The sequence below is a fragment of the Myxococcales bacterium genome, assembly GCA_016712525.1.
GTDB lineage: Bacteria > Myxococcota_A > Polyangia > Polyangiales > Polyangiaceae > JAAFHV01.
On record JADJQX010000008.1, the window covers coordinates 1,721,679 to 1,747,039 of the forward strand.

Genomic DNA, 25,361 nt, shown 5'->3' on the forward strand with positions numbered 1-25,361 from the left:
GGAACACTCCCGAGGCGCTGTCTCCAACCAATACGAGGGAAAGAGGAGGGCAAGGTGCTCCTCGTGGCGAGCTCGGCGACGAGCAGCCGCACGATGCGCATCGAAGAGAGCCCGGTCGACGGCGAGCTCGTCGGAACGGGGAGGCTGATGCACGAGCACCCGCAGCACATGCCGCCCATCTCCGCCTTCGGTGAGACCAGCTTCGTCCGTGAGGACGCGGACGGTCGCATCGTCGGCATCGATCGCTCGCGAAACGTGCCCACCGGCGGTACCTTTCTTCTCGGAGAGATGTGTTCGAATGAGACGATGGCTTCCTGCGGGTGTGGCGCTCGCCGCTTCGCTCGTGGCGCTTCGTGCTGCGAGCGGGTGCTCGGGCGAAGGGGGCACGCAGCCCGCGGTCGACGCGGGCCCCGAGCTCACCGTGCCCGACGCCGCGCGCCCGCGTGACGCCGCGCCCGACGCCAAAGACGCCGCGCCCATCCCCGGGGAGCTCGAAGGTTGGGTCCGCTGGGACGACTACGACCCCAAGTGCAATTTCTCCATCCCCTCCGAACGCAAGTACCTCCCCGAGCCCTTCGAGTGGGAGCCCTGCCAGGACACCGACGTCACTCGCAAGCTCGCCTGCCGTAGGATCAAGAAGAAGTGGGAGGGGCTCTCGGGTAGGCGCGAGTTCATCGCTCCGGACACGGTAGCGTTCTCTCGCGCGGGCGGTGCTCTCGTACTGGCTACGCTTCAATACCATGGCCGCAACGCCGTGTACTTGATGTCCGAGATCGACGGCCCATCCCTCGTCGCTGTCCGAGGGTCTCTCGACGGCTCGTGCGTGGTGTCGGGCCACTCCGGAGGCGGCGAGCGCTACACCTTCGCGATCTCGGAGCGCAAAGGCGACAACGATCTCATCAACCCGCCCGCGGCCATCGGAGGTGACCTTGGCGACTTCAAGCCGAAGCTCCTCGTCAAGAAGCCCCCAACGACATCCATTTTCCTCGACACCTTCGCCGCCGGAAACCTCGGGTTCATCATGAATGGGCCCGGGCCCCTCGAGGTGTACTCGTGGGACACCCCGCCCACCCTGCAACGCTCCCTCTCCGGCCACGGCCGCTACAGCTTCGTCGAGGTGAGGGACGACTTCTTCTTTTACGCCGCAGACCAAGCCTCGGCGACCGAGCGCATATGGACGCCAGAAGCCGGCGACCAGCACCTGCTCGGGGATGGTGCGGACCACAGCCGCGCCGCTGCCGACCTCAACACCGACGGGATCGATTGGGTCTGGGCCGAAGGTGAAGGCAAAACGACCGGCACCTACACCACCGTCAAGATTCTGAGCGCGCCGTTCACCCGCGATCCTTCCAAACTCCAGAAGCGTGTGCTCCGCGCCGATCTCGGCCAGGGCGTCATCGCCGGCGGGCGCTTCGGGGTCGGCCACGGCTACGCTGGACACTTCTCGCAAAGGCCAAACGGCGATCTTGGAGCCATGATCGTGCGCCTATCGGATGGCGCGGCATGGTTCCTGCCGGGAAACAACGGCTCCCCCGTCATCTTCCGGCACCCCCTCGCGTTCACCCGCGACGAGGTCTTCACTCTGGTCCGCGACGAGCACGGGACCAACGTGTACCGCGTCAGGCTCGACTCCCTCGGCGCCTTCGCGCTCCCGCCTCCGAATTGACCATGCGACGCTCCGCCCTGCTTCCGCTCGTCGCGCTTTGTGCGGCGAGCGGTTAGCACCGCGATCTCCGTCGTTGCTCCTGGCCGAAATGGCCGCGCAGCTCGCCGCGGGCCGACCGTCGCGTCCGGTTCCCACGGGCGGTGCCGCTTGCTATACGCCCCGCATGCGGCGTTTCTGGCCACGCGTGGGGCTCCTCCTCGCCTCGTCGGTGCTCGTGGCCTCCGAGGCCTCGGGCAAGCGCCTGCTCGACGCGAGCGCCCCCGTCGTCCCACAAGGTGCGCCCGCGCCGCTCGCCGACGCGCCCCCGCCCTTCGTCACCGTGCCCGCGTCGCTCGGGCCTCGTTCGGTGCGAGGCATCACCATCGGCCCCATCGAGAACGCGTACCACCCCGGGAAGGGCTACGGCTCCGAGGCCTTCTCCCGCTCGGTCGACGAGGTCGCGGCCATGGGCGGCACGTGGGTCGCGCTCACCCCCTTCGGGCGCGTGAACGACCTCTCGGGGCGCGGCGTCGACATGCGCTTCGAGGCGCCCTTCGAGGAGAACCGCAAGAACGTGCTCGCGTCGGTGCGCGCGGCCCACGCCCGCGGCCTCCGCGTCATGCTCGTCCCCCACCTGTGGGTCGAGTCGGGCGAGTGGCGCGCGCTCATCGACCCGAAGACCGACGAAGGCTGGAAGGCCTGGACCGAGAGCTACGGCCGCTTCGTCACGGCCTGGGCCAAGGTGGCCGAAGAGGCGCACGTGGATCTCCTCTCGTGCGGCGTCGAGCTGAGGTCGTGGGTCACGAGCGGGCGGGCCCCGAGCTTCGCCAAGGTCATCCGCGACATACGTGCGATCTACAAGGGCCCCCTCACCTACTCCGCCAACTGGGACGACGTCGACGACACCGTGATCCTCGGCGACGTGGACGTCATCGGCATCAACGCGTTCTACCCGCTCGCCGAGCGCGAGAACGCCACGATCGCCGAGCTCCGTGAGGGCGGGGGCCGCGTGCGCGACCGCGTGGCCAAGCTCGCCGCGACCTGGAAGAAGCCCGTCATGTTCACCGAGATCGGCTACACGACGCGGCCCGATCCGGCGCTCCGCCCGTGGGAGTGGCCCGACGCCATGAAGAACGTGGTGGTCGACCAGCGAGCTCAGGCGCTCGCGTACCACGGCCTGCTCGCGCCCCTGCTCGACGAGCCCTCGTTCCTCGGCTTCTTCGTGTGGCGCACCTACGCCGATCCCGACGACGTCTCGCAGGAGGCCGAGTGGGGCTTCTCGCCGCGGGGCAAGCTGGCCGAGCTCGTCGTGCGCGACGCCTTCGCGACGCGCATCGGCCGCGAGCGCGCGATCGAGCCGAGCCTCGGGTGGGCCGAGCGCACCGTGGTCCCCGGCATTTATCGCTGAACGAACGCGCACCCGCCACGCGCGCGCACGAACTTGGCCCCGCGTCGCGCGGCTTCTTACGATCCGGGGATGGCAGATCGAAGGGCATCGCTCCCGGAGAAGCGCAAGGCGTCGCGGTTCGCGCTGCCGGTGCTCTTCGTCGCGTGCGCGGCCCTCGGGAGCGCGCTCGGCGTGGGCACGAACGCGCGCCTCGAGCTGCCCCGGCTCTTCTCCGAACCGGCGAAAACGCCGGCCCCGGACACGTCGCCTTCGCCGAAGCCCGAGCCCGTCGATCTCGCCAACGTGAAGACACCGACGGCGTTCCCCCGCCTGAACCCCGAGAGGAGCGCGGCGAAGGCGTGGCTCGTCGCCGAGGGGCCCGAGCCTACGCCGGGCGACGGCCGGCGCTACGTGACCTTCACGTTCGACGATGGCCCGTTCCTCGAGACGACGCCGGCCATCTTGCGGGTGCTCGCGCAGCGGAAGGTGCACGCCACGTTCTTCGTCGTGGGCCAGTACCTCGACGGCAACGCGCGCCGCGACGAGCGCACGCGGCAGGTCTTGCGCGACATCGCCGAGGGCGGCCACCTCGTCGGAAATCACACCCTCGACCATCGGCTCTTGCCGACCATCACGCGCGCCGAGGTGAACGAGCAGATCGACGAGACCTCGCGCCTCATCGAGCGCACCCTCGGGAAGAAGCCCACCCTCTTTCGCCCCCCGTACGGCGAGGTCGACGCCTACACCCGCGAGATCGTGCGCGCGCGCGGCATGGAGCTCGTGCTGTGGAGCATCGAGGCGGGCGACATGACCCACGACGATCCCGAGGCGATGGCGCGGAGCCTCCGGAACCAGATCGAGTACAACGGCGGCGGCATCGTGCTCCTCCACGACATTCGCCCCACCACGCTGCCCACGCTGAAGAAGGTGCTCACCTTCCTCCACCAGAAGCGCTGGCGGCCCGAGGCGCCCGAGCGCGTGGGCTACCAAATCGTGGATCTTCCTACCTATTTCGCCCTCACCGAGGCCTCGCCCCGCCCCTACGCGAACCGCGAGGCGCTCGAGAACGCGCGGCGTGACGCCTTCCGCGCGAAGCACCCGGGCGCCCGCGCCCCGCGCAAGCCGACCGAGCCTCGCGAGGAGCCCCAGAGCCCCAAGCCGGCCGAGTCCACGACCATCGGGATCTGACACACGCGGCTATCTCCCACGCCTTGGGTCGGTAGGGGCTGACGACCTCGAGCGGTCAGAGCACACACACGAGATCGTCGCCGAGCTTCGCGAGCCGGTACGAGGGCGCAGGGCACGACGTGCGGCACACGTTGCCGCTGCAGTCGGCCGCGATCGTGCGAGGCACCTCGTAGGTACAGCCGCTCGCGCCGCACCTCCACGAGAGCCCGGACCCTTCGGCCCCTCGCGTGGTGGGCGCGGCGAGCACGCACTCGCCCGTGAGGTTCACCATGCCCTCGGGGCAGCCCGCGGTCTGTCCGCACACGCCCCCGTGGCGAGGCCCGCCGTCGGGGCACGGCGCCGAGCACGACGTGCGCGTCGTGTCGGGCACGAGGGTGCCTTGGCAGGTGGCCGTGGCGCGATCGACCTTCTGCTTCTTCTTGTCGCGCTGGACGGGCTCGGCGTCGACGACGAGCGCCTCGCGGAGGCTCGATTTCAGCGTCTTTTCGTGGATGTACGCGTAGCCGCCGTCCCCCCAGGAGGTGCCCCAGGAGTTGTGCACGAGGAAGTAGGTGGCGACCCCGAGCGTCGCGTACCCCGCGAGCACGACGGCGTGCCCACCGACCTCGTCGGCGTCCTTCCAGTGGGGCAGGTAGCGCGCCCCGACCTTGCCCGTGGGCGCGAGCGTGCGCGGCACCTCGAGCGCGACGATCACGTCCTTGCCCGCGGCGAGCTGCTCTTTGATGTCGTCCGTGTCGAGATCGTCGAGGGTGGTCGCGCTCGTGATCGAGGCGACCTCTTGCCCGCGCGTCTTGGCCACGCGGGCCGGATCGGGGCGGAGCCCGCACTGCCCCTTCGCGGCCTTGGGCGCGTCCTCGCACGGGACCCACGTGTTCGCGAGCCGCTCGTCGAAGGGCCAGCCGGCCTCGGGGCCCACGCCTTCGCCGAGGTTCCCCGTCACGGCCTTGGCGGTGTACGGCTCGTGGTAGCGCGCCCAAATCTCCATGACCGAGACGTTCCCGGGGGTGCCCGTCCAGCGCCCCACGGCGTGATCGATCGCGGTGGCCAACGCGAACGCGCTGCACGCCGGGGTCGATCGCTGGTTTCGCACCGGGCCTTCGTCTTTCGAGGCCCTGTGGTCGACGACCTTCGGCAAGCGCGACGCGTCGACGTGGAGCTCGCGGAAGCGCACGAGCGGCTCGGCCCCGCGCGCGGCGCTCCGTCCGAAGAGCGAGCCTCCCTTTCCGAGCTTGATGAGCGACACGACCTCGTCGCCGCTCCACGCCGAGAGCCCCGAGAGCGCCGGCGAGCCCTTGGTGGGGGCCTTCGGGTCCTGCTTCTCGAGCGTCGGGAGGTCGGGGAGCGGCGGCGCCGATGGCCTCGCGCGGAGCGCCGGAGGAGCCTTCGCGGGAGACGTGTCGGTGGCGAGGAGATCGGCCGGCCCCGCGTCGATCGCCGCGGCCTCGGGGCGCGACGAGCGCGAGCACGCGGCGAGGGAGACGAGCAACGGTAGGAGGACGAGCACACGCACGGTGATCATGAGGGTACATGCACGGCGCGCGTGGCGGCAGCTCCGGCGCGCGGCATGTCGGCACATCGAGGCGTTTCTCAGGGCCCCCGTGCCGGGGCCGAGGCTCGTCCTGGTCCTCGGGCTCGTGGTCGCCGGATGTGTGCGCCTCTCCCACGCGAGGGCGCCGACATCCCCCCGCGCGCGGCGGAGGCCATGTACCATCCCGAGGATGGCGGAGCTTCGCCCAGGCGCCACCGTCGGTCGCTTCCGGCTCGAGCGAGAGGTCGCGCGAGGCGGCATGGGCGCGGTGTGGGCGGCGCGCGACCCCGAGGCGAACGGCCGGCTCGTGGCGCTGAAGACCGTGATCGCGACCAAGAGCTCCGAGAAGCTCTCGCAGCTCTTCGTGGAGGAGGCGCGCATCGCGCGCGCCGTGCGCCACCCGAACCTCGTCGAGCTCTACGAGGCCGGCGAAGAGCGAGGGGTGCCCTACCTCGCGATGGAGTGGGTGGAGGGCCTCACGCTGAGGGCGCTCGCCATGCGCCCCGAGGAGCTCCCGCTCTCGGTGATCCTGCGCATCTGCATGGAGGCGTGCGACGGGCTACACGCCGTGCACGAGGCCCGCACCGACGACGGCGCGCCGCTCGACGTCGTTCACCGCGACGTGTCGCCGCACAACCTGCTCGTGAGCATCGAGGGGCGCGTGAAGGTGATCGACTTCGGCATCGCGAAGGCCAAGGGGCGCATCGCCACCGAGACCACCGACGGCGTGCTCCGCGGGAAGGTTCGGTACATGTCGCCCGAGCACGCGCGCGGGAGCCGGCTCGACCGCCGCGCCGACGTCTGGTCGCTCGGGGTCACGTTGCTCGAGGTCACCACGGGCACGACGCCCTTCGCCGGCGAGCACGACGTGGCGACCCTCGTGCAGCTCCTGTCGGCCGAGCCCACGATCCCCGACCACCCTCGCCTACCCCCGTGCGTGAAGGCGATCGTCGAGCGCGCGCTCCGACGCCTCCCCGACGAGCGTTACCCCACGGCGCGCGAGATGGGCACGGCGATCGAGACGGCGATCGCGACGCTCGGCGAGAAGATCACGCGGCGCGGGGTGGCGCGCGTGGTGAGGCTCCGGCTCGGCACGACGAAGACCGAAGCGCTCCCCGCGCCGAGCTTCTACGGCGAAGACGAAGAGGACGTCGCGCCCACCGCGCTCCTCAAGTCCCCGCTGCGCGCGCCCTCGCCCGAGGCCCTCCGGCGCAGCGAAGAGAACACCCGCGAGGCGACGCCGCCGGCCCACGTGCTGCCCTCCCCGGCACGAGGGTTCGCGCCTCCGGCGTCCTCCGGTCGATCGAACGGGAGGTTCGACGAGCCGCGCGTGGGGCCGCTGCCCGGCTCCGAGAACGAAGAGCTCACGGACGAAGAGCTCACGAACGTCCGCTCGATCGACGTCGTGGTACCTGCGTCTGCGCCACCGACGGACGCGCGGCCCCGAGGAGCCGTCGCGAGCAACGCGCACGCGCCAACGCCGACGCCCGCCGCGCCGAGTCGGCCCAAGACGGTGCCGCTTCCCCCGCCGGCGCCCTCGGTGCCTCCACCGCCCCCTCCGCCACCCTCGCTCGCCCCGGCCGAGTCCCCGGCGGCCGCGGCTCCCCCGCCGGCGCGCGTCACGAAGCCGCGGCACGACGCACCGACGTTCAAGATCTCGCGGCCAGGCCGAACGAGGCGCATCACGCCGTTCGTAGTGGTGGCCTTGGCGCTGTCGCTCGGGATCGGCGCGGCGAGCTACGTCGCGAGCGGGAGCAAGAGCTCTGCGACGCCCCCGATCGCGAGCGCCGCGGCGCCTTCCGCCACCCCTGCCGAGAGCGAGAGCGAGGCGATCGCGATCGTCGCCCCCGAACCTCCGCCCACCGCGTCGGCCGCTCCCGATGCCTCGGCTTCGGCGCACACCGCCAAAACACCGGTCGGGCACCCGAACCCGAAGAAGAAGAAGAAATGACCCGCCGGCCTCACCGAATGGCGTAGTCGAGGGTCATCGGCTGACCGCGGCGGTTCACCGAGAGGGTGAGCTTGTCGGCCGTTCGGAGGCGCGCGTACGCCTCGAAGATCTTCTCGGGGGTCGTGAGCTCGAACCCGTTGATCGCGCCGAGCCGGTCACCGTTCTCGACGCCGAGGAGGGCGAGCAGCGAGTCGGGGCGGACGCCGAAGAGCCGAAGACCCACGACTCTTCCGCCTTCTTGCTCGGGTACGACACGCGCGCGCAGCAGCTCCGCCGGGTTCTCGAGGATCTTCTCGACGACGCCGCGATCGATCGCGTGCTCGGTGGCGCTCACGCGCACGATGCCCTTGCGGAGGACCGGATCGATCCCCGCAGCGCCGGGCGCGGGTGCCGAGGAGGTCGCGGGTGGCTTCGGCGCCTCGCCGCCCCCATCGTGCAAGCCCACTTGGCAGAGCGCGGCGCCCTCGCGGAGCCAAACGCGGTCCCACCCGACGAAGTGCACCGTCTTTCGGCCGATCGCTCCACCGCGGCGCAAGAGCCGATTTCTCGGCGTTTCGGACGACGACAGCACCGTGAGGGACCAGTCCGGCTCGGAGGATGCGGTGATCACACGGACGGTCACACCTTCGCACCGCGGTGCGTGCATCGGATCCAGGTCGAGGGCGACGGGCTCGCCGTCGGCGGGGTCCTGGGCGTCGAGCGGGCCCGTCTCGTGGTCGAACGGGTTCCGCGCCAAGATGGCAGCGGCCGCCGTGGTGTGGGGGGCGGCGGGGGCCGATGGCAGGGGCGCGGCACCCGAGGGCGCCTCGGCCAGTCGAGCGGCATCGGGAGTGAGGAATAGCGCGCCGGCAAACGCTGTCACCGTCTTCGCCGAGACGAAGGCGAGCGCCGCGAGCGGGCCGAGCCAGAGACCACCAAAACGCCGTCGAACCGCGTGAGAGGCGAGCATGACGCTCGGCCTTGCGGAACCCGTGCCACGCGCGAACGAGGCCCTCTGGCCGCGCAAAGCGAGGATCCTCGCCACTTTGGCGAAGACGTGGGCCGCGGGCCGAGCCCCCGGTGACAGCCTGTCAGTGAGGCAGGACGGCGGGTCCCTGAAGGGTCGTCGCTTTGCGCGCGGACTCGAAACGAACGAAACCGAGTGGGCCTTTCGCCCCGCTCACGGGAGCTTCGCGGCCTCGGCTCCCACGCGGGCAATGAGCTCCGGCAGCGCCTTCTTCTGGGCCTGGGCGCGAAGGAAATCGGGGACCGCCGTGTTCGGCTCGGCGTGCACCGAGTACGTGACGAGGCTCGTCTTGCCCTCGGGGTCGGCGGCCTCGACCTCCCAGCTCCCGTCGTTCACCGAGTAGTCGCCGCTCACGAGCTTCCACCGGCGAGACATCTTGCGCTCGCTCTCCTGGTGCACGGCCTCGGTGACGGCGGTGAGGTTCGAGAGCGGGAACGGCAACGAGAGCGTGACCTCGCACGTATGTTTGTTGCCGACCTTCGACACGAGGCGGGACTTTGCCACGCGCGGCATGCGGCTCGCGTACTTCGAGCAGTCGGACACGATGGCCCACACCTTGCGCGGCGGCTCGGGCAGGTGCGCGCGCACGACGATCTTCGGCGTGGTGCTGTTGGGCACCGAGTAGACCATCACCTGCGGCTGCCCGATGGGCGGGAGCGGGGCGTCGGCCGTGGCCGAGCCGGGCACGAACGCCGCGGCGACGAGGAGGGAGGAGACCACGAGGGCGCGACGAACGAACGACGTCATACGACCCGCTCTAGCTCGAACGGCGCGTCCGGGCCCCCGCCGAGCCGCCGTGGGACTCGAGCGAGACGAAACCGGAGCCACGCCGTCCGGCCGATCCCGCAGTCTCGTGCTGCGGGGGGGCGCGCGGCGGCTCCTCACGAGAGGCGATTCTTGATACATTTCGAGCACTTGGGAGATGACGGGTGTTCGCTGAAGGGCCGCGCCTCTACGCTCCCGCCATGCTTGGCCTCGCGAGGGCGCAGTTCGCGCTCACCATCATGTTCCACTACCTGTTCCCGCCGCTCTCCATCGGGCTCGGGGCGCTCATGGTGGTGATGGAGGGCCTTTACCTCCGCACGAAGGACCCGACGTGGTCCAAGCTCGTTCGGTTCTGGAGCCGCATCTTCGCCGTCAACTTCGCGGTCGGCGTGGCCTCGGGCATCGTCATGGAGATGCAGTTCGGCACGAACTGGGCGACATACTCCCGCTTCGTGGGGGACGTGTTCGGCTCGGCGCTCGCGGCCGAGGGCATCTTCGCGTTCTTCCTCGAGTCGGGCTTCTTGGCGGTGCTCGTCTTCGGGTGGGACAGGGTCTCTCCGCGCATGCACTTCTTCGCGACGTGCATGGTCTTCACGGGCTCCGTGTTCTCGTCGGTGTGGATCGTGATCGCGAACTCGTGGCAGCAGACCCCCGCGGGGCACCACATCGTCGGCGAGGGCGCCGCGCGGCGGGCCGAGATCGTGGACTTCTGGGCGATGGTGCACAACCCGTCGGCCATGCCGCGCCTCGCGCACGTCTTGCTCGGGGCGTTCATCCTCGGCGGCTTCTTCGTCGCGAGCGTCTCGGCGTACCACGTGCTCCGCGGCATCGAGGCCGAGGCGAGCAAGCGCGCCCTCACCCTCGCGCTCGCGTTCGCCTTCGCGTCGAACGTGGCCATGGGCCTGTCGGGCCACGAGCAGGCGAACGTGGTGGCCGAGCACCAGCCCGCGAAGCTCGCCGCGTTCGAGGGCCATTTTCGCACCTCGAACGAGGGTGTGCCGCTCTACCTCTTCGGCGTCCCCGACGTGGACGCGGGGCGCGTGCGCTACGGCGTGGGCATCCCCGGCATGCTCAGCGTGCTCGTCAAAGGCGACCCGAACGCGCCGCTGCCTGCGCTCGACTCCGTGCCCCCCGAGGATCGCCCGCCGGTGCCCGTCCCCTTCACGGCGTACCACGTCATGATCACTCTCGCGGGCGCCATGACCGGCCTGTCGGCGCTCGCGCTCTTCTTCCGCGCCCGAGGCACCCTCTTCGAGAAGCGGTGGCTCCTCCGCGCCCTCGTGCCCGCCGTCGTCATGCCGTACGTGGCGAACCAAGCGGGCTGGGTCGCGGCCGAGGTGGGGCGCCAGCCGTGGGTCGTCTACGGGCTCCTCCGCACGAAGGACGCGGCCTCCAAGGTCGTGCACACGGAGCAGATCGCTATTTCGATCGCCGTCTTCTCGGTGCTCTACCTCGCGCTCTTCGCGGTGTGGCTCGTCGTGCTCACGGACAAAATCCTGCACGGCCCCGGCTACGCCCCGAAGCCCGAAGACGACCCCGACGCGGGCGGCGAGGGGCTCCTCGCGGCGGCCGCGGCGCTCGCGGACCCGGCCTCGCCCGAGTCTCTCACGGCACCCGCCGAGCGCGCGTCGAAGGAGGCCACGTGAGCGGGCTCCACGTCTTCTGGTTCGTGATGCTGGGCATCCTGCTCACCGGGTACGCCGTGCTCGACGGCTTCGATCTCGGCGTCGGCGTGCTGCACCTCTTCGCGCGGGGCGATCGCGAGCGGCGCGTGCTCTTGAACTCGATCGGCCCGCTCTGGGACGGAAACGAGGTCTGGCTCGTGACCTTCGGCGGCGCGCTCTTCGCGGCCTTCCCGAGGGCGTACGCCACGGCCCTCTCCGGCTTCTATTTGCCCGTGATGGCGCTCCTCGCGAGCCTCATCGGGCGGGCCATTTCGATCGAGTTTCGCAGCAAGCGCAAGGGACGTGCATGGCGCACGTATTGGGACGTCTCGTTCTTCCTCTCGAGCACGCTCGCGGTCTTCGTGATGGGCGTCATGGCGGGGCACGTCGTGCGTGGCGTCCCGCTCGACGAAGAGGGCGAGTACGCCGGTGTGCTCGCGGATTTGCTCACGCCCTACCCCTTGCTCGTCGGGCTCCTCGCTGTGGCGGCTTCGGCCATGCACGGCGCGGTGTACCTCGCGCTGAAGACCGAGGGAGAGCTGCTCGAGCGCGTGCGCGGGTGGGCGTGGCGCGCGTTCTTCGTGTTCCTCGCGCTCTACGTCACGGTCACGGTCGCGACGCTCGTGACGATCCCGCACGTGCTCGTGAATTTCCGCGCGTACCCGGTCGCGTGGGTCATCGTGGGGCTCAACGTGCTCGCTGTGGCGAACGTGCCGCGCGCCCTCCACCACGGGAAGCCCGGCTGGGCATTCGTGTCGACGGGGGCGCTCGTCGCGGCGCTCGCGTTCCTGCTCGCGATGGCCATCTTCCCGAACCTCGTCTTCGATCCGTGGCACCCGGAGCGCTCGCTCACGGTCGCGAAGGCCGCCTCCTCGGACGACACGCTCCGCCTCATGCGCGTCATCGCCTTCATGGGCCTGCCCTTCATCGCGACCTACACGTTCATCGTCTACTGGGTCTTCCGCGGAAAGACGAAGCTCGACACCTTCAGCTACTGAGGTCGTCCGGCGGGCCCGCCGCGACGCGCGTTCGTCGCGTGTTCCCCGTCGAGGCGTGTTCGCCGTCGAGGCCGCGATCGTCGGCTCTCCGATCACGCGTTCGCGCACGAAATGAAGGAGGACATCCGCGGTCGGATCTGGTCCGGGTCGGTCTCGGCGGTCGAATCTGGTCTCGGTCCCGGATCGGTTCCCGGGTCTTCCCGGTAGCGCTTCCCACCGCCCTCGGGCCGCAGGCGTGGCACACTCGGACCATGAGCGACGACGCGGCGGACTTCGTGCAAATGAGCCACCCTCGGTCCCACCGGCTCTTCAAGGTGGAGCGCCGCGGCAGGTCGATCGTGATCGGGTACGAGCCGCACCAAGAGGTCGTGCAGTGTGTCAGCGTCGCGGCCGCGCGCGAGGAGCTCGCGCAGCGCGTGCGGGTCCAGGTGCGTCGCGGCTTCGTCGACGTGCGTGCGAAATACACGGCGCCCGAGCCCCCTCCTCCGCCTCCTCGCGATCTGCGAAGGCTCATGAGGTCGGGGGAGCGCCTCGGCGATTTGACGATCGAGGTGCGACGGCTCGGGCGCCTCGACGTGGGGGACGGGAAGCTCGTCGCGTGCGATCCGCTCGGCCCGCCTCGACGCGCGTTCGTCGCGGCCGTCCCGCGAGGCGTGTTCCCCGTCGAGGCCGCGATCGTCGGCTTTCCGATCACGCGTTCGCGCACGAAGTGGAAGGAGGACCTCCGCTGCGCCGCGGCGTGGGTGCGCTTCGCGCGGAGGAAGATCGAGCGCTTCGTGCCTGCGAAGCTAGGACGAGGGTCCACGTCGAGCTTCGGGGTGGACGCGGGCACGGCGGCGTTCGTGGGTGGTCGGGGCGCGGCTCGTGCCGACGTCGCGGAGGTCGACGCGCTCACGGCGCAGCTCCTCACGAAGGGGAGGCCTCCGTCGTTCGCGTGGGCCACGCTCCCCGAGGGCACCGGGCCGAAGGGCACGATCGCCTTCTCGAGCGGCTTCGGGGATGGGGCGTACCCGTGCCACTTCGGGCTCGACGCGCAGGGCAAGGTGGTGTGCGCCTTCGTCGACTTCGGCATCGTCGACGACGCGCGTTGGGTGGCCCCTTCGCCGGTCCGGGCTCGACGGCGCACCCCCCCCTCCGCCACGCGCCGGGCCACGTGATCCGCCACCGAACGTAGCCTACTGCGAGCTCCGTCCCGACGCGCAGCTCGCACGGCACGTCGCCACGTTGGGGTCGTTCGTCCCGCACCAGGCTCGTCGCACCTGGTCGTCGCGAACACCGCGGGCCGACTTCCTCGTGGAGGCGGAGACGGGCCGCCGGTCGGTCACCGGCGGGCCCCGGAGTCCCTTCAGCGGGGGTTTGCACCCTGCCGGGTGAGCCCTGCGGCCTGCCAGATGACCTCTGTAGGCTGCCAGGACGGAGTTGCACCCTGCCAGGAGCCCGCTGCGGGTTGCCAGGACGGACCTGCACCCTGCCAGGAACCCGCTGCGGGTTGCCAGGACAGACCTGCACCCTGCCAGGAGCCCGTTGCGGGTTGACAGGACAGACTTGCACCCTGCCAGGAGCCCGCTGCGGGTTGCCAGGTGACGCCTGCGGGTTGCCAGGTGACGCCTGCGGGTTGCCAGGTGACGCCTGCGGGTTGCCAGATTTCCCCTGCGGCCTGCCAGATGACCTCGGCCCAGAGACTGCGTGGGGGACCTACGCCGACCTACATCGCCAGCGACGCGCCAGAATGCCAGCGAGCAGGGTCATGGCGAACGGGAGGGCGAGCTTGGGACCGGCCGCGCTCGTGCACCCCGTGCTCTCTTCGCGTAGCTCGGCGCCCTCGGGGGGCGAAGGCGAGGCGTCGAGAGGGGCCGCGGCGTCGGCGGCACGTGCGCGGCGGTACGCGGCATACTTCTCGGAGACCGCGCGGAGCGGCTCGTCGGTCTCGCCCCCTTCGACGGCGACGTGAAGGTCGTCGCGAGGATCGGCCGCGAGCACGTCGAGGGTCGCGGCCTCGGCCGAGCGCCCTCGCGCCGTGCAGCGCGCGTCCCCGAGGACCGGTGCGTGCTTCGAGGGCGCGACGAGCGCCGCGACGAGGCGGTCGAGCGCAGCCCCGTCGGCCGTGACGAACGCGGAGCGCATCGCCTCGAGCGTCGCTTCGCCCGCGAGCACGTTGCCCTGAAACGTCACGACGACACCCTCCTCGACGTGCGTGCGGTGGCCTGCGAAGTCGAGGGTGCGCGCGCCTGTGTGGGCCGCGGACTCTCCGGCGAGGCTGACGAGCGCGTACTGGCGGAGCTCGGCGTCCGCGTCGAACTTCGGGTCGAGGAGCCTCGGCAGGATCACGGCGGGGGCTTCCCCGAGCGTCATCCCACGCGCGGCCTCGTCGTGCGCGGGCGCGTACAAATACGACTGCGTGACGAACGCGCCCTTCCCTCGCGCGAGGCCCGCGACTTTCTGCACGACGTCGAGCGGCACACACGACGCCACGCCGACCGCGACGACCCCCGTCGTGCGATCGGCGAGGGTGACGGAGTACGTGGCGTGTGCGTGTTTTGACGCGGCCGAGAGCAGCGTGAGCACGACGACCGAGCCGCCTACCGTGCGCGCGAGCGCTCGCCGCCCTCGGGCCATCATCCGTGGCAGTGTGGCCTACTTTCGGGCCTCTGCGTACGGGTAGAGGCGGCCGTCGATCCAGAAGCCGCATGCGCCCGCCGAGACGTGACCGTAGGCGGCGTGACCGTCGCCGCTCGCGAGGATGGCCCCCGTAGCCGAGACGTGTTTGGCGCTCGCGATCTCGCCGGAGTACACCGAGAAGACGTCGAAGGTCCCGTCGGGGCGCTCGTGCACGGCGCGGATGTCCTCGTAGGCCTCCCACGTGAACGGCACGGGGGTGAGCGTCGCGCGGTCGAGCACGATGGGCGCGAGGTCGTCGTACGGCGCGTCGAAGAAGATCCGGTTCGCGGTGATCGCGGCGATGGGGCGCCCGTTCGACGGGTCGGCGACCGCGACGAGCGGCGAGGCGAGGTCGGTGTACGCGCGCCGCTCGAGCATGACGAGCCCCGGCTCGATTTGGTGCGACACGAGCACCTCGCCCGCCTTCGCGTCGAGCAGCTCGCACCCGGCGCAGAGCGGCACGGCGCCCTTCTCCCACCCGTCGCCGGCCGTCACGGGCGCACGGAAAGACAGCTTTCCGTACCCGAAGACCACGGTCATGCCATCGGGCGACATGCCCTCGCGGAACGTCGCGCGCTCGAGGCTCGTGTTGCGCACGCCGAACGAGCCGAGCCGGGTCATGCCTCGGTAGGCCACCACCGTACGCTTCTCCGAGTCGGTCACTTGGTCGGTCGTGGCCCACGTGTCGGCCGACAGCACCTCGACCTGATTGGCGCTCTGCTCCGCCGCGGCCCGCTGCGCGACCGCGTGGCTCGCACCCGACCAGAGGCCCGCGAGCACGTTCGTCGGCGCACCGCGCTGCATTTCCAGGTGGAACGTCAGGTTGCCGAGCGCGATCGAGGACGTCACACCCGAAGCCCCCGCGATCGGCGTGACCTGCGTGGGGCACGACGCGGGCGCAGGCCCAGGGCTCGGCAAGGGGGCGGGAGGAGGCGCGCTCGGCGAGCCCGTGGGCGTCGTGGGCGGCGTCGTCGGCGCCCCGGTCGGGCCGGGCGAGGGTGCGGTGGAGGACGCGCCGGGAGGAGGCGTATCCGAAGCGATCTCCCCACCGCACCCCCCGAGGGCGGACGCGACGCCACCCAGGGCGAGGGTGGCCGAAAAGAAAGCGAAGCAAGAGAAGCTCGTCGTACGCATCCGTGACCTCCAAGAAGGGTTCGCGGACGGCTTGGAGCGAGCGCGGGGCTTCCGTCAGAAAAAGTGAGGGGCCTCGTACGTACCTGGAAAGAATGAAAAATTCGCGAGATCCCGTCCGAACGCGAGGGGACGCGATGGGCGAACGGGCCCGAGGGGTCTCCGTCCGCGGCCTGCTACCCTCCTTCCATGCGCGCCCCCCTCCCCTCGTTCGCTCGAGCCAGCGCCTGCATCGCCGCGATCGCGCTCGCCTCGTGCGGATCGAGCACCGAGGCCCCACCGCTCGGCGACGGCGGGATCACGCCCACGCCGTCGACGCCGCCGACGAGCGACGCGGCGAGCCCTGACGCGCCGTCTCCCCCGCCGAGCCCGGGGCCGCGCTGGGAGACGCGCCGCGCGCTCGACGAGCCTCGCCAAGAGACCGCGGTCGTCACGCTCGACGGCAAGGTGTACGTGCTCGGAGGGTTCGACGGGGCCGGCGCGGTCACCGCGCGCGTCGACGTGTACGAGACGCACACCGACACGTGGAGCCGCGCGACGGACCTGCCCGAGCGGCTCCACCACATGAACGCCGCGGTCGTCGGGGGGACGATCTTCGTCGTAGGCGCGCTGCGCGACGCGGCGTTCGTCGAGACGGGCGTCGTGCTCGCCTACGATCCCGCGGCGCGCACGTGGACGCGGCGCGCGCCCATGCCCGCGGGCACCGAGCGGGGCGCCGCCGTCGTGGGGGCCATCGGGGCGAAGGTGTACGTCGCGGGAGGGTTCCGCGCGGGCGCGGCCGTCGCCACGTTCTCCGCGTACGACACCACGACCGACACGTGGGAGGCGCTCGCCGACGTGCCCGCGGCGAGGGACCACGGCGTCGGCGCGGCGCTCGGAGGCAAGCTCTACGTGATCGGCGGGCGCTCGGGCTCGCTCTCGGCGCACGTCACGCGGGTCGACGTCTACGATCCCGTCGCGCGCACCTGGTCCCTCGCGCGCCCCATGCCCACGAGCCGCGCCGGCATGGCCGCGGCCGTCGTACGCGACCGCATCGTCGTAGCCGGAGGCGAGGGCCACACGAACGACTCCGGCGTCTTCGACGCGACCGAGGCCTACGATCCGCACACCGACACGTGGACGACGCTCCCGCCCATGCGCTCGCCGAAGCACGGCACCGGAGCCGGCTCGGTCGACGGCACGTTCCTCGTCCCCGGAGGGGCGCCCGTTCGCGCGTTCGGCGCCGTCGCGACCGTCGAGGCCCTCGTCGGACTCTAACCTCGAGCAGCTGCTGCGAGCGCCTTGGGTAGGCAAGAGGACGACGACTCGTCGTCGGACTCTGAGCGCGAGCAGCTGCCGCGAGCGCCTTGGGTAGGATCCTCGTCGGACTCTGATCGGGAATTCGACGCGGGCGTGAAATTTCGTGGGCCCCTCGCGCGACATGGGCGCATGCGAACCCCCAAGATCGTGCCCCGCTCCCCCGCGGATCTGCCCCTCTTCGCCTCGCTCGTGGCGCTGGCGCTCGCGACCGCGTGCAGCGAGCCCGCCGAGGGCGGCGCGACCTCTCCTCCGCCGCAGCCCGAGCCGCCAGCGGCCGACGCGGGCCCGACGCGTAGCCCCGCGTGCGCTTCCCAAGACGAGGCCCTCGCCGCCCTCGTGGCGAGCACACGCACGAGCCCCGTCGCGGCCCTCGCCGTGACCAACGAGGCGTGCGGTACGTCCGTGTATGTTGCATCGGAGGGCGAGCCTCCCGCGCCGGAGGCGCTCTACCGCGTGGGGAGCGTGACGAAGACCCACGTGGCCGCCACGGTGCTCGCGCTCGTCACCGAGGGCAAGCTCGCCCTCGAGGACCCGGTGACGAAGCACCTCCCCGAGTTTCCCGCGCTCGCGAACGTAACGGTGCGGCACCTCCTCGCGCACACGAGCGGGATCTTCAACTTCACGCAGGACCCCGAGTTTTCTCGGCTGAAGAAGCAGAAGCGCACCCCGAAGGAGATCGTGGAGCGCGCCCTCCGCGAGCCCATCGCATCGAAGCCCGGCGAGGTCTTCTCGTACTCGAACACGAACTACACGCTGCTCGGGATGATCGTCGAGCGGGCCTCCGGCACGTCGCTGGCGAAGGCGATCCGCGCACGGGTGCTCGAGCCCCTGGGCCTCCGGCGCACCTTCCTCGACGGCGAGGAGGCGCTCCCCGAGCCCCTCGTGCCCGGCGTCGACGCACGTGGAAAAGACCAGACGAACGCCGAGGATCCTTCGAACCCGTGGGCGGCGGGAGCCATGGTCGCGAGCGTGGGGGACGTCGCGAGGTTTCACCAGGCGCTCTTCGGGGGCGCGTTCTTGCCGAGGGAGGCTCGCGAGACGCTCACGTTGTCGCCCGTGCCCACCGGCGACGGGCACCGGGGCTACGGGCTCGGCGTCTTCGTGCTCGATTCGTACGCGACCGGGGGCCACGGCGCGGGCCTCGGGCACGGCGGCGACATCGAGGGCTACCACACCGAGTCCGTCACGTTCACCGAGCGAAAGACGACGCTCACGAGCCTCGTGAACCAAGACGGGAAGAACCCTCGAACGGCCCTCTTCGCCGCGGCCAAGGTGCTCTTCCCGAAGTGCGCTACCCCGTCAGAGTCGCGCGCGCCCCTTCGCGATCCCCGCCTCGACGAACGCGCGGAAGCCGAGCATGGCCTCGTAGCCGTTCAAGTACTGCGTCCCTTTGCGGCAGTCGGTGATGCCCTGGGTGACGCTCCCGACGTAGATGCCGTGCAGCACCGGGGCCTCGGGAGAGCCGGAGAGCGCCGGGCTGCCCTCGTCGCCGTCGCCGTGGCAGAGGGCCGTGGCGCCCACGGGGTGCATCTCGAAGATCGGATCCCCGCCGAGGTTCACCCGGAAGAGCACGCAGCCCTTCGCGCTGACGCGGCGCCCACGCGCACTAGCCGACGCCCTGTGACCGACGAGCGTGTAGTCGCACCCGACCGCAGCCTTCTCGCTGGGGAGCGCGGCCGGCGTCACGGAGGTCACCGGGCGATCGAGCACGAGCGTCGCGACGTCGAAGTTCTTGAGGAAGTATTTCACGTCGAACGACGTGGTCGGCGCCTCGTGGAACTCGGGATGCACGTCGACCGAGACGACCTTCACGAGCTCGCTCGACCCGAGATCTCCCGTGCCGAAGGCCCACACGTCGTTCTTTGCAGCTTGCACACAATGGGCGGCCGTCACGACCACGTTCGGGGCCACGAGCGTCGCCCCGCAGGAGACCTTCGCCTTCGCGGCGTCGGCAGCCGTCGCGCCGTGCACGAGGTGCCCCGCGGCGCGGAAGCGCGACTCGGGCTTCCCGCCCACGAGCTCGTCCTCGGAGGCCGCCTCTTCTTGGACTGGCTCGGTCTCGGCCGTGCACGCGGCGGCGAGGGTCGTGAGGGTCGCGACGGCGAGGGTCGTGAGGGCGAGGCGAGGGCGTCCGTAGAACATGGGCGGACTGTGGGGCACGGTCGCCGGTCGTGCCATGGTCAATTGTGGCACGTGATTTCGATGCCGCGAGGCTACGCGTCGCGTCGTCCTCGGCCTTCACGGGTCGAGCGGCGTCGCCGTAGACCGCCGAGCACGGCCATCGCGACGACGACGGTCGAGGCCAGGCCGCCTGGCGTCGACGTCGCGGCGGAGCACCCCGAAGAGGTCTCCGATGGCTCCTCTCCGGCCGGCGGCGGCGCGCTGCTCTCGGGGCCACCGTCGGAGCCAGCGTCAGCGCCCTCAGGACCTCCGTCACGGCTCCCCGGAGCGGCCGCGTCGACGCCAGCATCGCCGGGCCGACCAGGGCCGACGCCGTCGCGAGGCACGAGGGGCAGCGGGATGGCGAAGGTGCCCTCTTCGCCGGGCGCGGCGGGTATCTTGTACGCGGTGAAATAGACGTGGCTCCCCATCCTCCAGAACGAGGCCCGCGACGAGTCGCCGTTCGCCCAGTCCGAGTAGCCCGGGGGAGAGACTACGGCGCTCCCCGCGGCCGTTCCGTCGGACACGAGGACGGCTCCGTTCGGCAAGCTGAAGACCGCGGCGGAGCTCCACGTGTCGTCGATGAGCTCGAGCCGCCTCGTGGGCACCTCGACGGTGTCGACGACGAGCTCCGGCGCACGTTCGCTGAGCCCGTACAGCTTCGTTCCCGTCCACGCGAATCCCCCTCCCGTACGGCGAACCACGCCGAAAGCCCGCGTCGCGAGCTGCCCTACGACGCTCGCCCCCGCGTCATCGCTCGCGACGACGTCGGTGGAGGTCGCGTTCGATACGAGCCATATCCGCTTCCCTCCCGAGAATCCGACGATCTCGTAGCCCAAGGGGCCCGTGAGCCGTGTCACGCCGAGCGCGGGGTCGCGCTTCGTGCCGATGGCCGTCCCGTCGGAGACCCACGGCTCGTTCCCGCCTCGCACGAAGAACAGTCGGCCGTCCCTCACGATCCCACGGCTGACATCCGGCGCGGCGGAGGCGAGCACGCTCACCGTCCCGTTCGGCGCGGAATAGCGGAGATCGAAGCCCACCGCCGATCCGTAGACGTAGGCACCACCGCGGCGGTCGACCCCCAAGACGCCGGCGGCAGGAGCGTCCGACACCTTCGTGAGCGTAAGTCCGTCCGAGACGTACAGCCCGGCGCCGACCAGCGTCCGGGTGGCCCCGTCGACGAGGTACATCCCGTTCGTCCGGCACGCGATGACGTCGCGTTCGCCCGGCAGAACGACTTCGTCGCACTCGATGGGCCCGTCCGCGAGCTGTCGCGTGCCGGCCGCGGTGCCGTCCGTCGCGTAGAGCGAGCGGCTGCTCCAGACGAGCCACCGCGGTGAAGCCGCCGTCGAGCTCAAACGAAGGAATCTCCCGAAGAAGGGCGCCTCCGTCGTCCGGGCAGAGAACAGGAGCACGGGTGCGGCGAGGGGCTCCTTCCGGAAGACCTCCATCATTCCCCCGCTCACTCCAGCAAAGAGCGAGAACGGCTCCGACGACGCGAAGGAGATCGCCGAGGCAAAGGGATGAGGAGCCGCGGCGACGAGCGGCGAGCTCTCGGCCTTCTGCGGCGTCGAGATGTCGAGGCTCACAAGGGCGCCCGAAGAGTCCGCAAAATACAGGTTCGACGCGTCGATCCCTCGCGGGCTCAGCCCAGGCCCGAGATCGCGTGCGAGGGTTCGCGTCCCCGCGAGCGTCCCGTCGGAGTAGGCCTTGCCGATGGAGTATCGCGAGGGGCTGCACGCGCTGCACTCGAGGTCGATGGAGGACCTGCTCACCGCAGCGTACTCGACACCTCCAATACGGACTGCCGTCGGAGGCGCGGCAGCGGCGATGGCGGGGAACAGGACGGAAGAGAAGAGCGCGGACGCGAGGAGTGGGCGCATAGCGGGGCTTGGACGCGCCCGTGCGGGGCCTATTCAGGCGAACCGAAGGGCCACGGTCTCGGGCCCGGTCGCTGCAGCAGCCCCGGCTAAGACCTGCCTAAGAAGCGCGACGGCGGGCTCGGCAAGAGCGCACGACGCGGAGTCATGGTCACTTTGGACACGTGTTCGTGTCGGCGTCGCGACTGCCGGATTTCCTGCTACCGTCTTCGTTCGATGTCCGAGCTTCGCACGCAAAACGTGCTCGCGGTCGTCGAAGCCGCGTACTCGCTCGACGGCACCGACGACGCCTGGCTCGCGAGGATTCTCCGGATCGCCTCGGACGACCTCGGGCGTGGCCTCGGCCTGTACGGAGCCACGGGCCGCATCGTCGACGGGACGCTCGTGCCGACGCCACCGCTCGTCGCGCACGAGCTCGAAGACCTTTGCCTCGCTCACGCGCGAGCGCTCCACCCGAGGCTCCCCTGCCCCATCTTGGACGCCTTCGCGCCACGCGCCGTCGTCGTCGGCGGGCTCGACGAAGCCTGGCCGAAGCGCCTCGAGGCGGCGAGCCTCTACCGCGCCGGCATGGAGGGCGCGGGAGTGCGTGACGCGCTCGTCCTCTATGGGCGCGGCGGAGCGACGACCGCCGTGAAGATCGTGGTCCCCTCTCGTGACCAGGTCGTCACGACGCCCCGCGCGCGGGCCACCTGGGGCCGCGTCGCGCAACACCTCGCGACCGCGCTTCGCCTGCGGCGGCGTGTGTCGCGCGGCGCCGAGCCCGAGGCGGTACTGGACCCCGAGGGGCGCTTCCTCGACGCACGCGGAGGGCTCTCGGCCGACGCTCGACGTCGAGACAGGGTCGTCGAAGAGCTCCGCGCGACGATGGAAGCACGCTCTGGTTCGGCGCCCGATCCTGCGCGTGCGCTGGAGGTCCTCGGGGCGCTCATCGCCGGCCGCTACTCCGCGGTGCACCGGTGGGACGCGGGAGCCCGTCGGTACGTCGTCCTCTATCGAAACCCGCCCTTCGTGGGCACGGGAGACCCGCGCGGCCTCGGGAAGACGGAGCGTCGCGTCGCCGACCTCGTCGCCCACGGCGCGAGCCTGAAGGAAGCCGGGTACGCCCTCGGCATCGGCAAGACCGCCACGCAGCGGGCGCTCGCCTCGGCGTTGCAGAAGCTCGGCCTCACCCGACCGAGCGAGCTCTCGCCCCTCTTCGTGGGAGCGACGACCGCGACACGTATCCGGGCCGGCCGTGCGGAGCTGGAGGTGCTGGTCGCGAGCACGAACGTTCGCAGCGATGCGACCGCCGAGCTCACCGAGGCCGAGCGCGAGGTCGTCCGCGGGGTCGTCGAGGGCAAGAGCGACGCGGCCATCGCGGAGAGCCGGGGCACCTCCGCGCGCACCGTCGCGAACCAACTTCGGCGCGTGTTCACCAAGCTGTCCGTGCACAGCCGCGGCGAGCTCCGCGCGAAGATCCTCGGGCCGTAGCGGCCCGCACAGCGAGGGCGGATCATTTCCGCGCGAGCGGTATTTCGCCCGGATCGGAACCTCGTGCGCGACCGGCTGTCGGAGCCCGGCATGAACCGCCGCTGGCTTGCCCTCGCCCCCCTCGCCGTCTTCGCGTGCGCGCCCCCCGGGGGCCCCTCGAGCCCTCCGGCCAGCACAGCGCCGATGGCCTCGGCGCCCGCGACCCCGCCCTCGGCCCCTTCGACGAACGCGAAGCCCCCCGTCGCTGCGGCCGCGACTCAAGCGCCCGCGCTGCCCATGACGAGCGCGCGCCTCCAAGCCTCGAGCTGCGCCCAGCACGCCGACGTCGTGAAGAGCCGCATCGCCGCCATGCGCGCCGAGATGGATGCACGGTACAAGGAATGGCACGACATGCAGCCCGAGTGCTGGGCCGAGGACCGCCGCCGCGAGGCCGAGCGCCTCGAGCGCGAGCGCTGCCTCCGCACGGGAAATTGCGGGCTCGGGCTCATGGGGATCGGGGAGGGCGGCGGGGGCCGAGGAGAGGGCATCGGCCTCGGCAGCATCGGCACCATCGGCCACGGCTCGGGCACGGGCGTAGGCACGGCCCAGATCACCTCGAAGACGAACGTGCAGGTCGCGGGCGTCGACGAGCCCGACATCGTCAAGACCGATGGTCGCTACGTGTACATGGTCGCGAACGGCGCGCTCCGCATCGTCGAGGCCCTCACGGCGAAGCCCGTCTCGACGACGCGCGTGCAAGGCCACGCGAACGACATGGTCGTCGAGGGAGACCGGCTCGTCGTGTTCGTGTCGAACGGCGAGCGGGCCGAGCGCTGCACCTACGGGTACGACTGCGAGATCGCGGGGGACGGCACCTCCACGACCATCCTCACCTACGACCTCAAGGACCGCGCGGCGCCGCGCAAGGTCCGCACGATCGGCCTCACCGGCTCGCTCATGACGGCGCGCCGCATCGGCTCGACGGTGCACGCGGTCGTCGCCGACGGCGACTCGGCCATGGAAGACGTCACCACGTGGCCCGAGGACGTCGAGATGTGCGGCACCCGCGAGGACGTGCTCCAAAAGAAGTTCTTCGCCCTCCGCGCCAAGAACGAGCGCTCCATCCGGGCCTCCACCCAGCTCCCGACGATCACCGATCAAGGCGCGACGAAGGACCTGTGCATGGGGCTCCTCGAGAGCCGCTTCGACAAGTCGCACACCTTCACCACCGTGGTCTCGTTCGACATGAACGACGCGACCGCGAAGGCCACCACGTCGACCATCCGCAGCCGCCCGGGCACCGTCTACGCCTCGAACGACGCCCTCTACGTGGCCACCCACCGCCGCAAGAACCGCAGCCTCATGTGGTACGCGGACCAGGCGTCGACCGACGAGGTGACCGAAATCCACAAGTTTCGGCTCGGGTCCGCGCCCTCCGACACACGCTACCTCGGGAGCGGCGTCACCCAAGGGCACGTCTTGAACACGTTCGCCATGGACGAGCGCGCGGGCGATCTCCGCATCGCCACGAGCCGCGGCAAGACGCCCGATCCCAACGTCGAGAGCCAGGTCGACGTGCTCCGCCAAGGCCCCGACGGGAACCTCTCGCGCGTGGGCGCGCTGCTCCACCTCGCGAAGGGCGAGGACCTCCGCGCCATCCGGTACGACGACGACCGCGCCTACCTCGTCACCTTCAAGAAGACCGACCCGCTCTTCGTCATCGACCTCGCCGACGCGAAGCAGCCCAAGGTGCTCGGAGAGCTCAAGATCCCCGGATTTTCGACCTACATCCACCGCCTCGACAAGACACACCTCCTCTCGATCGGCTTCGACGCGAACGACCACGGCGACTTCGCCTACTTCGACGGGGTGCTCCTCCAGCTCTTCGACGTGACGAACCCCACCGAGCCGAAGCTCCTCCACCGGAAGAAGCTCGGGGCCCGCGGCTCGTCGTCGGCCGCCACGAGCGATCACCACGCGTTCAACTACCTGCCCGAGAAGGGGCTCCTCGCCATCCCGCTCACCGAGTGCGCGGGCGGTGGGGACGGGGTCGCCGGGTCCTCGGTGTCGTTCGCGGGGCTCGCCCTGTTTCGTGTGAGCTACGACAAGGGCTTCGATTTCCTCGGCGGCGTGGCCCACGACAAGGGGCGCGCGCACTGCGGCCAGTGGTGGAGCCGGAGCACGACCGACGTGAAGCGCAGCGTCTTCGTGGACGACCTCGTCTACTCGATGGCGACCGATCGCCTGAAGGTGCAGCGCATGGGCGCGCTCGGCAAAGACGTGGCCGACCTCCACCTCCTGCCGTAACCCTCACCCCTAGAAACGAAAAACGTGGGTGGGCCCGAGGGCTCACCCACGCTTCATTTCGGAATGGTTACGGCTACTTGCCGCCCGTAATCACCTTGGACAAATCGAACATGCCGGCCGAGATGACGCTCGACTCCGCGCCCTTCGCCGAGGCCTGGACGCTCGTGAAGCCCGACTTCTGGAAGCGCTCGCGGTTCTGGAAGAACGAGGACTTCGTGTCGGCCGTGATGTCGAGACCGACCTCGAGGTTCTTCGCGGGCACGAGCGAGAGCAGCGGGAAGGCGGCGGTGTGCTCGTCCCAGAGGCGCGCGTTGATGCGGTCCGCCTCCTTGAAGAGCAGGTCGA

General features: G+C 70.8%; 19 protein-coding genes and 1 pseudogene. 12 read left to right on the forward strand and 8 right to left on the reverse strand.

Annotation, left to right across the window (positions count from 1 at the left end; genetic code table 11):
- Positions 1 to 298 precede the first annotated feature (298 nt).
- The 3 genes from IPK71_36840 to IPK71_36850 all read left to right on the forward strand — a co-directional run bounded on the left by IPK71_36840 (position 299) and on the right by IPK71_36850 (position 4,220).
- Entirely contained in the window at positions 299 to 1,666 is a 1,368-nt protein-coding gene (locus IPK71_36840) for a hypothetical protein (protein MBK8219326.1), read from the forward strand.
- 346 nt (positions 1,667 to 2,012) lie between these two features.
- On the forward strand, positions 2,013 to 3,053 hold the full coding sequence (locus tag IPK71_36845) for a hypothetical protein (GenBank protein ID MBK8219327.1): 1,041 nt from the start codon (positions 2,013 to 2,015) through the stop codon (positions 3,051 to 3,053).
- Positions 3,054 to 3,122: 69 nt separating this feature from the next.
- Entirely contained in the window at positions 3,123 to 4,220 is a 1,098-nt protein-coding gene (locus IPK71_36850) for a polysaccharide deacetylase family protein (GenBank protein MBK8219328.1), read from the forward strand.
- Positions 4,221 to 4,275: 55 nt separating this feature from the next.
- Here the strand turns inward: IPK71_36850 and IPK71_36855 are convergent, their stop codons facing one another.
- Positions 4,276 to 5,739 (reverse strand): C1 family peptidase, encoded by a 1,464-nt coding sequence (locus IPK71_36855; protein MBK8219329.1) that lies wholly within the window; start codon positions 5,737 to 5,739, stop codon positions 4,276 to 4,278.
- A 199-nt stretch (positions 5,740 to 5,938) separates the two neighbouring features.
- Here IPK71_36855 and IPK71_36860 point away from each other — a divergent pair, with 199 nt between their 5' ends.
- Entirely contained in the window at positions 5,939 to 7,699 is a 1,761-nt protein-coding gene (locus IPK71_36860; protein MBK8219330.1) for a protein kinase, read from the forward strand.
- A gap of 10 nt (positions 7,700 to 7,709) precedes the next feature.
- Here IPK71_36860 and IPK71_36865 read toward each other — a convergent pair whose 3' ends face one another.
- Positions 7,710 to 8,648 (reverse strand): general secretion pathway protein GspC, encoded by a 939-nt coding sequence (locus tag IPK71_36865; GenBank protein MBK8219331.1) that lies wholly within the window; start codon positions 8,646 to 8,648, stop codon positions 7,710 to 7,712.
- 210 nt (positions 8,649 to 8,858) lie between these two features.
- Positions 8,859 to 9,452, reverse strand: coding sequence for an SRPBCC family protein (locus IPK71_36870; GenBank protein MBK8219332.1), 594 nt, complete (start codon positions 9,450 to 9,452; stop codon positions 8,859 to 8,861).
- A gap of 218 nt (positions 9,453 to 9,670) precedes the next feature.
- Between IPK71_36870 and IPK71_36875 the strand changes: the two genes are divergently transcribed.
- The 3 genes from IPK71_36875 to IPK71_36885 all read left to right on the forward strand — a co-directional run bounded on the left by IPK71_36875 (position 9,671) and on the right by IPK71_36885 (position 13,289).
- On the forward strand, positions 9,671 to 11,116 hold the full coding sequence (locus IPK71_36875; protein ID MBK8219333.1) for a cytochrome ubiquinol oxidase subunit I: 1,446 nt from the start codon (positions 9,671 to 9,673) through the stop codon (positions 11,114 to 11,116).
- Between the two features lie 26 nt (positions 11,117 to 11,142).
- Positions 11,143 to 12,132, forward strand: coding sequence for a cytochrome d ubiquinol oxidase subunit II (cydB, locus tag IPK71_36880; protein MBK8219334.1), 990 nt, complete (start codon positions 11,143 to 11,145; stop codon positions 12,130 to 12,132).
- Between the two features lie 251 nt (positions 12,133 to 12,383).
- Positions 12,384 to 13,289, forward strand: coding sequence for a DUF4241 domain-containing protein (locus IPK71_36885; protein MBK8219335.1), 906 nt, complete (start codon positions 12,384 to 12,386; stop codon positions 13,287 to 13,289).
- A gap of 538 nt (positions 13,290 to 13,827) precedes the next feature.
- Here the strand turns inward: IPK71_36885 and IPK71_36890 are convergent.
- Positions 13,828 to 14,751, reverse strand: a complete 924-nt coding sequence (locus IPK71_36890) for a DUF1028 domain-containing protein (GenBank protein ID MBK8219336.1) — start codon at positions 14,749 to 14,751, stop codon at positions 13,828 to 13,830.
- Positions 14,752 to 14,766: 15 nt separating this feature from the next.
- On the reverse strand, positions 14,767 to 15,639 hold the full coding sequence (locus tag IPK71_36895) for a hypothetical protein (GenBank protein ID MBK8219337.1): 873 nt from the start codon (positions 15,637 to 15,639) through the stop codon (positions 14,767 to 14,769).
- Between IPK71_36895 and IPK71_36900 the strand changes: the two genes are divergently transcribed.
- The 3 genes and pseudogenes from IPK71_36900 to IPK71_36910 all read left to right on the forward strand — a co-directional run bounded on the left by IPK71_36900 (position 15,614) and on the right by IPK71_36910 (position 18,471).
- Entirely contained in the window at positions 15,614 to 15,991 is a 378-nt protein-coding gene (locus IPK71_36900; protein MBK8219338.1) for a hypothetical protein, read from the forward strand. The two genes, IPK71_36895 and IPK71_36900, sit on opposite strands and share 26 nt — an antisense overlap.
- Before the next feature lie 119 nt (positions 15,992 to 16,110).
- Positions 16,111 to 17,178: a kelch repeat-containing protein gene (locus IPK71_36905; GenBank protein ID MBK8219339.1), complete on the forward strand. Its 1,068-nt coding sequence runs from the start codon at positions 16,111 to 16,113 to the stop codon at positions 17,176 to 17,178.
- 171 nt (positions 17,179 to 17,349) lie between these two features.
- Positions 17,350 to 18,471, forward strand: a pseudogene (locus IPK71_36910) (beta-lactamase family protein).
- Between the two features lie 48 nt (positions 18,472 to 18,519).
- Here the strand turns inward: IPK71_36910 and IPK71_36915 are convergent.
- Together IPK71_36915 and IPK71_36920 are read right to left on the reverse strand one after the other, a co-directional pair.
- On the reverse strand, positions 18,520 to 19,362 hold the full coding sequence (locus IPK71_36915) for a trypsin-like serine protease (protein ID MBK8219340.1): 843 nt from the start codon (positions 19,360 to 19,362) through the stop codon (positions 18,520 to 18,522).
- A gap of 71 nt (positions 19,363 to 19,433) precedes the next feature.
- On the reverse strand, positions 19,434 to 21,155 hold the full coding sequence (locus tag IPK71_36920; protein MBK8219341.1) for a hypothetical protein: 1,722 nt from the start codon (positions 21,153 to 21,155) through the stop codon (positions 19,434 to 19,436).
- Positions 21,156 to 21,476: 321 nt separating this feature from the next.
- Here IPK71_36920 and IPK71_36925 point away from each other — a divergent pair, with 321 nt between their 5' ends.
- Both IPK71_36925 and IPK71_36930 read left to right on the forward strand, forming a co-directional pair.
- The gene (locus tag IPK71_36925; GenBank protein MBK8219342.1) at positions 21,477 to 22,730 is read left to right on the forward strand and encodes a helix-turn-helix transcriptional regulator; all 1,254 of its coding nucleotides are present in this window, start codon (positions 21,477 to 21,479) and stop codon (positions 22,728 to 22,730) included.
- A gap of 90 nt (positions 22,731 to 22,820) precedes the next feature.
- The gene (locus tag IPK71_36930; GenBank protein MBK8219343.1) at positions 22,821 to 25,016 is read left to right on the forward strand and encodes a beta-propeller domain-containing protein; all 2,196 of its coding nucleotides are present in this window, start codon (positions 22,821 to 22,823) and stop codon (positions 25,014 to 25,016) included.
- A 73-nt stretch (positions 25,017 to 25,089) separates the two neighbouring features.
- Here the strand turns inward: IPK71_36930 and IPK71_36935 are convergent.
- A partial coding sequence (locus IPK71_36935; protein MBK8219344.1) for a hypothetical protein occupies positions 25,090 to 25,361 on the reverse strand: 272 nt, incomplete at its 5' end.